This is a genomic window from Micromonospora sp. (assembly GCF_048594385.1).
Taxonomy (GTDB): Bacteria; Actinomycetota; Actinomycetes; order Mycobacteriales; family Micromonosporaceae; genus Micromonospora; species Micromonospora wenchangensis.
The window spans coordinates 1-8,237 of sequence record NZ_JBMDWU010000395.1; the positions used below are offsets into that span (position 1 = coordinate 1).

The following is an 8,237-nucleotide window of genomic DNA, read 5'->3' on the forward strand; positions in this document are numbered from 1 at the left end:
TGCCCGCGTCGTCGCGCTGGGTCAGCGGTCGCTCATGCCCGCCCGGCGGCGCAGGGCCGGCACGTCGGTGACGACGATCCGTCGACCCTCGGTACGCAGCCAGCCCCGGTTCGCGAAGGACCCGATCGCCTGGTTGACGCTCTGTCGTGAGCCGCCGGCCATCTCGGCGAGCTGGCTCTGGTTCAGCTCGATGGTGATCATCGGAGCCTGACTCTCCCCGGCGAGCCGGACCAGCGTCTTGGCGACCCGACCGGGCAGGTCGAGGAAGACGTGGTCGGCGTTCTGCTCGGTGAGTCGGCGGATGAGCGCGCCCAGCGAGCGCATCACCGCGTCCAGGATGCGCGGATTGGAGTGCACCAGCTCCATGAAGGCGCCCCGGGACAGGGCGAGGGCGGTGCAGTCCTCGATCGCCTCCGCGGACGCGGACCGGGTGGAGGCGTCCAGCAACGAGACCTCACCGAGAACGTCCGGCGGTCGGATCACCGACAGCACGGCCCGTTCGCCGGTCGGCGCGGTGCGGAACACGGCCACGGCACCCCGTCGCAGCACGATGAGCGACTCGCCGGGGTCGTTCTCCACGAACAGCAACTGACCCTTGCGATACGTCCGGGGCACCGCAGCGGCGATGACCCGCTGACGCACCTCCGGCTCCAGCCCGGCGAACATCTCCACACCCGTGAGCGCGTCGCCCGGCTCCGGCAGGCGCATCTCCACGGCCCCACCCCTCCCCGGTAAAGGACCAAACTCGCTCACCGGGTGAGCCTGGCGGCCCTTGACGAGGTGTTCTGACACCCGTGCGGCGTCCGGCAGCGGTACACATCAGATCATGACGGTCCGGTCGCTTGCTGTACACCCCTCAAATCACTTCCGTGACAGCTTCGAGCTGCGGATGTCCCCCAATCGGGACGATTGGAAACGCTCCCGGGGTGGGTGACCCGGTCGAGCGGCCCCGTCGGGCGTCGGCGAGGATGGCGGGGATGGCCTACCGCTACTTCTACGACTGCGAATTCATCGAGGACGGCCGGACCGTCGAGCTGGTCTCGATCGGCGTCGTCGACGAGTACGACCGCGAGTTCTACGCGGTCTCCACCGAGTTCGACGCCAGCCGCGCCGTGCCCTGGGTCCGCCGCAACGTGCTGGACAAGCTGCCCTCCCCGGCGGACCGGGCGTGGCGCTCGCGGGAGCGCATCCGCGACGAGCTGTACGACTTCCTGGTCGAGCCGATCCGGGACCGGCCCGGCGAGGAACTGGAGCTGTGGGCCTGGTACGCCGCGTACGACCACGTGGTGCTGGCGCAGCTCTGGGGCGCCATGCCGGCCCTGCCCCGGGAGATCCCCCGCTACACCAAGGAGCTGCGACAGCTCTGGGACGAGCGGGGGCGGCCACGGTTGCCGAACGCCGACGCGGCCCGTCACGACGCCCTGGTCGACGCCCGGCACAACCTGGCCCGCTGGCGGGCGATCACCGGTTCGTAGCGCCGGTGTCCCCGCAGTGCGGTCGATCGGTGGTTTGGCCCGTTCTGCCCCGGGCATCGGTGTGGCCAACGGTGCCGAGGTGAGGGAGCGTGACGAGGTGTTGACCGTCCGGGACGCCCGGCGCCGGATCACCGAGTTGATCAGGGCGGCCGAAGTCTGCACGCTCACCACGACCTCCCTCGACGGCCGGCTCGTCGGCCGTCCGATGGCGCTGCAACGCGCGGACTTCGACGGCGAGTTGTGGTTCTTCGCGTACGCCGGGTCGTCGACCGTCCGCCAGTTGCGGGTCAACGCGGAGGTGGCGGTGGGCTTCCACGACCCGGACGGGCGGGTCTGGGTGTCGCTGTCCGGTACGGCCCGGGACGACTACGACCCGGCGCGGGCCGAACGGTTGTGGCACCCCGGGCTCACCGGGTGGTTCCCCGACGGGGTGGCGACGAGCGGTTTGACGCTGGTCGCGGTGCACGTCACCGAGGCCCGGTGCTGGGACGCCCGGGACGGCCGTTCGGTCGGCCTGCTGGGGCAGGGCGGCTCCGGCTCGGGCGGTGGTCCGGCGTCCGCCGGTGACGACACCTACTGACTGGCGGTGACGACGCTTACTGGCTGGTAACCGGGGCGCGGTGTGAGGTGGGCCGGTGCGGCGACTACAGTTCGGGGGGACGGCCCGCCCCGGGCCGGCAACGGTGCCGAGGTCTGACCTGACACTTATCCTGGGGCTTGATCGGGCTTGACCGAATTGCTCCCAGGAGGATGAGCGGATCATGCGTATCGGCGTGCTCACCGGCGGCGGCGACTGCCCGGGTCTCAACGCGGTCATCCGGGCGGTGGTCCGTAAGGGCGTCGCCAGCTACGGCCATGAGTTCGTAGGGTTCCGGGACGGCTGGAAGGGCCCGCTGGAGGGTCTGTCCCGTCCGCTGGGCATCGCGGAGGTCCGGGGGATCCTGCCGCGCGGCGGCACCATCCTCGGCTCCTCGCGGACCAACCCCTTCAAGATCGAGAACGGCGTCGAGCGGATCAAGGACAACCTGGCCGCACAGGGCGTCGACGCGTTGATCGCCATCGGCGGCGAGGACACCCTCGGTGTCGCCACCAAGCTGCACGAGCTGGACGTCAAGGTCATCGGCGTGCCGAAGACCATCGACAACGACCTCGGCGCCACCGACTACACCTTCGGCTTCGACACCGCGGTGAACATCGCGATGGAGGCGATCGACCGGCTGCACACCACCGCGGAGAGCCACCACCGCACCCTCGTCGTCGAGGTGATGGGCCGGCACGCCGGCTGGATCGCCCTGCACGCCGGCCTCGCCGGCGGCGCCAACGTGATCCTGCTGCCCGAGCGCAAGTTCGACGTCGACCAGGTCGCCGGCTACGTCGAGAAGCGCTTCCAGCACCAGTACGCCCCGATCGTCGTGGTCGCCGAGGGCGCCCAGCCGCTGGACGGCCAGATGGTCCTGCACAACCAGGAGCTGGACGCCTTCGGGCACGTCCGGCTCGGCGGCATCGGCCAGTGGCTGGCCGAGCAGCTGGAGGCCAAGACCGGCAAGGAGGCCCGCACCGTCGTGCTCGGGCACATCCAGCGCGGTGGCACCCCGACCGCGTTCGACCGGGTGCTCGCCACCCGGCTCGGCCTGCAGGCCATCGACGCCGCCCACGAGGGCGACTGGGGCAAGATGGTCGCGATGCAGAGCACCGACATCGTCCGGGTGCCGCTGGCCGAGGCCACCCGCGAGCTGAAGACCGTCCCGATCGAGCGCTACGACGAGGCCGAGGTCTTCTTCGGCAGCTGATCGCAGCCCACCCCCTTCCCCTCCGCCCTGTCGGAGGGGAAGGGGCGCGGGACCGGACGAACGGGACGGAAGGGTGACATGGGGTCGGCGAGACACACCGTCGCGGTGATCGGGGCGGGAAAGATCGGCGAGCTGATGCTCTCCGGGTTGTTGCGGTCCGGCTGGCCGGCGCAGCGGCTGCTGGCGACCGCCCGCCGCCCCGTCCGGGCCGAGGAACTGGCCACCCGGTACGGCGTACGGGTGGTCGACAACCTGACCGCCGTCGACGAGGCGGCGGTGCTGGCGATCGCGGTGAAACCCCAGGACGCGGGCGTCCTGCTGGACGAGATCGGCCCCAAGGTGCCGGCCGACAAGCTGGTCGTCTCGCTCTGCGCCGGACTGCCCACCAGCTTCTTCAGCCGCCGGCTGCCCGAGGGCACCCCGGTGGTGCGGGTGATGACCAACACCCCGGCCCTGGTCGACAAAGCGATGAGCGCCATCTCGGCCGGCGCCCACGCCACCGGCGAACACCTGGCCCTGGCCGAGGAGATGTTCGCCCCGCTCGGGGCGACCCTGCGGGTGCCCGAGTCGCAGCAGGACGCGGTCACCGCGCTCTCCGGCTCCGGCCCGGCCTACTTCTACCTGCTGGTCGAGGCCATGATCGACGCCGGCATCCTGCTCGGCCTGCCCCGGCAGGTGGCGCACGAGCTGATCGTGCAGACCGCGATCGGCTCGGCCGTGATGCTGCGCGACTCCGGCGAACACCCGGTCAAGCTCCGCGAGGCCGTCACCTCGCCGGCCGGCACCACCATCTCCGCCGTCCGCGAGCTGGAGAAGCACGGGGTACGCGCGGCGCTGCTGGCGGCGCTGGAAGCGGCCCGCGACCGCGCCCGCGAACTCGCCGCCCAGGCCGACTGACCCGGCCCGCCGTGTCAGGGGCCGGGGCCGACGGCACCGCGGATCTCGGCCCGCCGCCCGAACGCGTCGTCGTCGACGTGGAGCAGGTACGCCGCCTCGTCGCCACCCAGTTCCCGCACTGGGCCGAACTGCCGGTCGAGCCGGTGGCCAACGGCGGCTGGGACAACTGGACCTTCCACCTCGGCCCCGGCATGTCGGTACGCCTGCCGAGCGCCGCCGAGTACGCCGAGGCGGTCGACAAGGAACACCGGTGGCTTCCCCTGCTCGCCCGCCACCTCCCGGTGCCCGTCCCCACCCCGCTGGCGAAGGGCGGGCCCGGCGAGGGCTACCCGTACACCTGGTCGGTCTACCGGTGGCTCGACGGAGAAACCGCGCGGTTCGAGCGGATCGCCGACCCGGTCCGGTTCGCGCTCGACCTGGCCGGGTTCGTCGCGGCGCTGCACGAGATCGACACCACCGGTGGCCCCCGACCCGGTCGACACAACTGGTACCGGGGTGGCCCGCTGCGCACCTACCACCGGCAGGCCCGCCGAGCGATCAGGGCTCTCGACGGCCGTATCGACGCCGTCCGGGCCGACGAGATCTGGGAATGCGCCCTGGACGCGCGCTGGGACGGTACCGAGCGCTGGTTCCACGGTGATCTGGCGCAGGGGAACCTCCTGCTCGACGGGGGACACCTCGCCGGGGTCATCGACTTCGGCACCTGCGGCGTCGGCGATCCCTCCTGCGACCTGGCGGTCGCCTGGACACTGTTGACCGCCGACGGTCGGCGGGCGTTGCGGGAGCGGTTGCCGGTCGACGACGCGACCTGGGCGCGTGGGCGTGGGTGGGCGCTCTGGAAGACGCTTGTCAGCTACGCCCACGCGCCGGACGACGGCGTGGCCGCGGTGAACTCACGGAGGATCCTCGCAGAGATCTTCGGCGAGTACACCGACGGCGGACGGTCGACCGGGGGAGATCAGCCCTGATCAGGGTGAAGAGTGTCGTCCTGTCGGCGTCGCCTGGTCTCCAGCGGCCACTCCAGGCCGACCGTCTCGGCGATGCCCCGCCTGTCGAAGTACTCCTGGAGTTTCCGCTTCTGTGCGGCGTACCAGGTGATCTGCGCCCGGTGGAGGTCGTCGGGGAGCATCCGGGCGATGCGCTCGTGCCGGGCCGCGATCGACACCGCCATCCCGACGGCGGCGCGGGCGTCGTTCGTGGCGTCGTGGGCGGAGCCGAGGGGCACCTCGTAGTACCTGCACAGGTCACCGAGTTTCTGGCTGCCGTACCAGCGAGGTTCGACCTCCTGGTGCAGGATCGAGGGGTCGATGACGACGGCGCGGTCCCAGTCCAGCGACGGCAGGGCGTGCCGGGCCAGCTCGGCGTGCAACGTCGTGACGTCGAAGTGGGCGCAGAAGGCGACGAGCGGCGTACCGTCGGCGATCACCTTCCCGACGGCCGTGCCCAGCTCGGCCAGCGCCGTCCCGGCCGGAGTCCCGGCACTGCGGACCAGCTCGTCGGTGATCCCGTGGATCTCGGTGGTGCGGGGCGGGATCGGCACTCCCGGGTTGACCAGCCACCGCCTGGTCGTGCCGTCGGAGTAGACCAGCGCGGCGGAGACGATGCGGGCGTCCAACGGCTCCCTGCCGGTGGTCTCGATGTCGAAGCCCACCACCGGCAGGTGGTGCCACCCACGGTGGGTGCCCGGCGGCGGCGCCGTCTCCACCGGCGCGCAGTCGTCGTGGTACACGGTCCAGCCGGCGCCGAGCCGGAGCGCCTGTCCGGCCCCGGCCTCCACCCGGCCTCGACAGGTGCCACAGGTGCCGGCGTACTTGTTGATCACGATGGGACTCCTGGTTCGGTCGTGCGCCGCACTGGTGCGTGCGGCGGGAGGGGGAGGCGACGGACCGCGCGCCTGAAGATCATGATCCATCGGCCGCGTCCTCGGCACCCGCCGGCCGGGCCACCCCGCGACCTATGTGGACGGTCCGTGGTGACCCTTCATCCACCGTCCCCGCCCGGACCCCCCGTCCCGTTCCGGGCACCCCCGGTGCGGGCGAAGCCGGCGGACGGGTCGGTGTGGATCACGCGGGTGCCCCATACTGGCCCCGTGTTCACTCTCGCCCAGGCGCGGTACCTGGTCGCCACCCTGCACCCCCGCATCGACGAGCTGATCGGCATCCGGGCCGACCTGGCCGAGCTGCGGGCCGACCTGGCCGGCCCGGGGATGTCGGCGCTGGGCGGCCGGGCCGAGGTCAAGGCCCTGGAGGCCCGGCTGCACGGCGTGCTGGAGGAGCTGAACTCGCACGACATCCAGGTCAAGGGGATCGCCCCGGTGCTACTCGACTTCCCCGGCGAGCACGAGGGCCGGGCGGTGCTCTGGTGCTGGCTGGAGGGTGACCCCGACGTGCGCTGGTACCACCGCGTCGAGTGCGGCTTCGCCGGCCGCCGCCCCATCCGCTAACCCCACCCCACCCGCCACCACCCCTCCGCGTCGATCATGGAGTTGTGGTGGGCGCGAAAGGGTATACATCCCCGCGAATGTGGCACCACAACTCCAAGATCGCGCGCGCGATGGAGCGGGGCGAGCGCAGGGCGGGGCGGGGTCAGCGCATGGTGGCGAGCATGGTGGGGGAGATGTTGCCGCCGCTGAGGACCAGGATCGTCCGGGTGCCGGGGGCGGCGGGGACCCGGCCGGTGCGCAGTGCGGCGAGGGGGACCGCCGCCGCCGGTTCGAGCAGCAGCCTGGGGGCGGCCATCAGGTCCCACCAGGCGGCCCGGATGTCCGCCTCGGGGACCGCCACCAGGTCGTCCACCAGCTCCCGGACGTGGGCCAGGGTGAGCCGGCCGGCGAACGGGGCGGCCAGCCCGTCGGCCATCGAGACCGGCCGGGTCGCCGGGGCGTCGCCGCCGGTGCGCAGCGCGTGGCCGACGACGTTGGCGGTGGCCGGCTCGACGCCGACGATCCGGGCGGTCGGCACGGCATCGCGTACGGCGGCGGCCACCCCGCTGATCAGTCCGCCGCCGCCGACCGGGACCAGCACCAGGCCCGGCGGTGGACCGTCGGCCAGCAGTTCCCGTCCCAGGGTGGCCTGGCCGGCGATGACGTCCGGGTCGTCGAACGGCGGCAGCAGGTGGTAGCCGCGTTCGGCGGTGATCTCCTCGCAGGTGGCGAGCAGGTCGTCGGTGAGCACGACCTCCCCACCCCACCGGCGGACCGCTTCGATCTTGGTGGGTACCGCGTGCGGGGGCATGCAGACGACGGTGGGCAGGCCGAACGCACGTCCGGCGAAGGCCACCGCCATGGCGTGGTTGCCGGCCGAGAAGGCGGTCAGCCCGGTGGGCGTCGCCTGCCGTTCGGCCAGGGCGAGCAGCGCGTTCAGCGCGCCCCGGACCTTGAAGCTGCCGGTGTGCTGGAGGTTCTCCGCCTTCACCGCGACGTCGAGCGCGAACTCGTCGCCGAGTTGCGGGCAGGGCAGGAGCGGGGTCCGGACGATCCGCCCGGCGAGCCGGCGTTCGGCGGCCGTGACGTCGTCCACGCTGGTCAGTCGCACTGCCGGAGCCTAGCGGGCGGGGCGTGCGGGGCCGTGCCGGTGGGCGGGTCAGCCGGCCGCGGAGCGGGGGAGGGGGTCGACCGGCGGGTCGGCGACGGCGAAGACCACCACGTTGTCCCGGTAGTGGCCGACGCGCCTGTCGAAGTCGCCCCCGCAGGTGATCAGCCGCAGTTCCGGGCCGGGCGTCGGGCCGTACACGGTGGCGGTGGGGAAGGCGTCCTTGGGCGTCCGCAACGTGCCGGTGACCCGGAACGTCACCCGGCGGTCGTCCCGCCACACCTCGATCCGGTCGCCGGGGCGCAACTCGCCGAGCCGGGCGAAGACGGCCGGGCCGCGCCGCGAGTCCAGGTGACCGGCGATCACCGCCGGTCCCGGGTCACCCGGCGCCGGGCCGCCGCCGTACCAGCCGGCCCGGGTGAAGTCCGCCGGGGGGACCAGGGTGCCGGCCCCGTCCAGCCCGAGGGCGGTGAGCGGGGAGTCGACGCCGATCCGCGCGACGCGTACCCGGGTGGGGAGGGCCGGGGTGGCGCGGGGGGTGCCGG

General features: G+C 72.7%; 10 protein-coding genes. 6 read left to right on the forward strand and 4 right to left on the reverse strand.

What is annotated here, in order from left to right:
- Positions 1-21: 21 nt before the first annotated feature.
- On the reverse strand, positions 22-714 hold the full coding sequence (locus ACOJTC_RS21070) for a Crp/Fnr family transcriptional regulator (protein ID WP_013735136.1): 693 nt from the start codon (positions 712-714) through the stop codon (positions 22-24).
- A 263-nt stretch (positions 715-977) separates the two neighbouring features.
- Here ACOJTC_RS21070 and ACOJTC_RS21075 point away from each other — a divergent pair, with 263 nt between their 5' ends.
- The 5 genes from ACOJTC_RS21075 to ACOJTC_RS21095 all read left to right on the forward strand — a co-directional run bounded on the left by ACOJTC_RS21075 (position 978) and on the right by ACOJTC_RS21095 (position 5,130).
- Positions 978-1,475 carry a polyadenylate-specific 3'-exoribonuclease AS gene (locus ACOJTC_RS21075; protein ID WP_131055759.1) on the forward strand — a complete coding sequence of 166 codons (498 nt, stop codon included), beginning with the start codon at positions 978-980 and terminating at the stop codon, positions 1,473-1,475.
- Positions 1,476-1,554: 79 nt separating this feature from the next.
- Positions 1,555-2,055: a pyridoxamine 5'-phosphate oxidase family protein gene (locus ACOJTC_RS21080; protein WP_236145939.1), complete on the forward strand. Its 501-nt coding sequence runs from the start codon at positions 1,555-1,557 to the stop codon at positions 2,053-2,055.
- 181 nt (positions 2,056-2,236) lie between these two features.
- Positions 2,237-3,265 (forward strand): 6-phosphofructokinase, encoded by a 1,029-nt coding sequence (locus ACOJTC_RS21085; protein WP_420118171.1) that lies wholly within the window; start codon positions 2,237-2,239, stop codon positions 3,263-3,265.
- Positions 3,266-3,343: 78 nt separating this feature from the next.
- Positions 3,344-4,162, forward strand: a complete 819-nt coding sequence (proC, locus tag ACOJTC_RS21090) for a pyrroline-5-carboxylate reductase (RefSeq protein ID WP_420118172.1) — start codon at positions 3,344-3,346, stop codon at positions 4,160-4,162.
- A gap of 11 nt (positions 4,163-4,173) precedes the next feature.
- On the forward strand, positions 4,174-5,130 hold the full coding sequence (locus ACOJTC_RS21095; RefSeq protein WP_420118173.1) for an aminoglycoside phosphotransferase family protein: 957 nt from the start codon (positions 4,174-4,176) through the stop codon (positions 5,128-5,130).
- Here ACOJTC_RS21095 and ACOJTC_RS21100 read toward each other — a convergent pair.
- Entirely contained in the window at positions 5,121-5,984 is an 864-nt protein-coding gene (locus tag ACOJTC_RS21100) for an exonuclease domain-containing protein (RefSeq protein WP_420118174.1), read from the reverse strand. The genes ACOJTC_RS21095 and ACOJTC_RS21100 overlap by 10 nt on opposite strands.
- Before the next feature lie 267 nt (positions 5,985-6,251).
- On the opposite strand from ACOJTC_RS21100, the gene ACOJTC_RS21105 reads away from it, so the two are divergent.
- Complete coding sequence (locus tag ACOJTC_RS21105; protein WP_145921023.1) at positions 6,252-6,605, forward strand: DUF2203 domain-containing protein; 354 nt, start codon at positions 6,252-6,254, stop codon at positions 6,603-6,605.
- Between the two features lie 142 nt (positions 6,606-6,747).
- Here the strand turns inward: ACOJTC_RS21105 and ACOJTC_RS21110 are convergent, their stop codons facing one another.
- On the reverse strand, positions 6,748-7,695 hold the full coding sequence (locus ACOJTC_RS21110) for a threonine ammonia-lyase (RefSeq protein WP_420118175.1): 948 nt from the start codon (positions 7,693-7,695) through the stop codon (positions 6,748-6,750).
- A gap of 48 nt (positions 7,696-7,743) precedes the next feature.
- A partial coding sequence (locus tag ACOJTC_RS21115; RefSeq protein ID WP_420118176.1) for a class F sortase occupies positions 7,744-8,237 on the reverse strand: 494 nt, incomplete at its 5' end.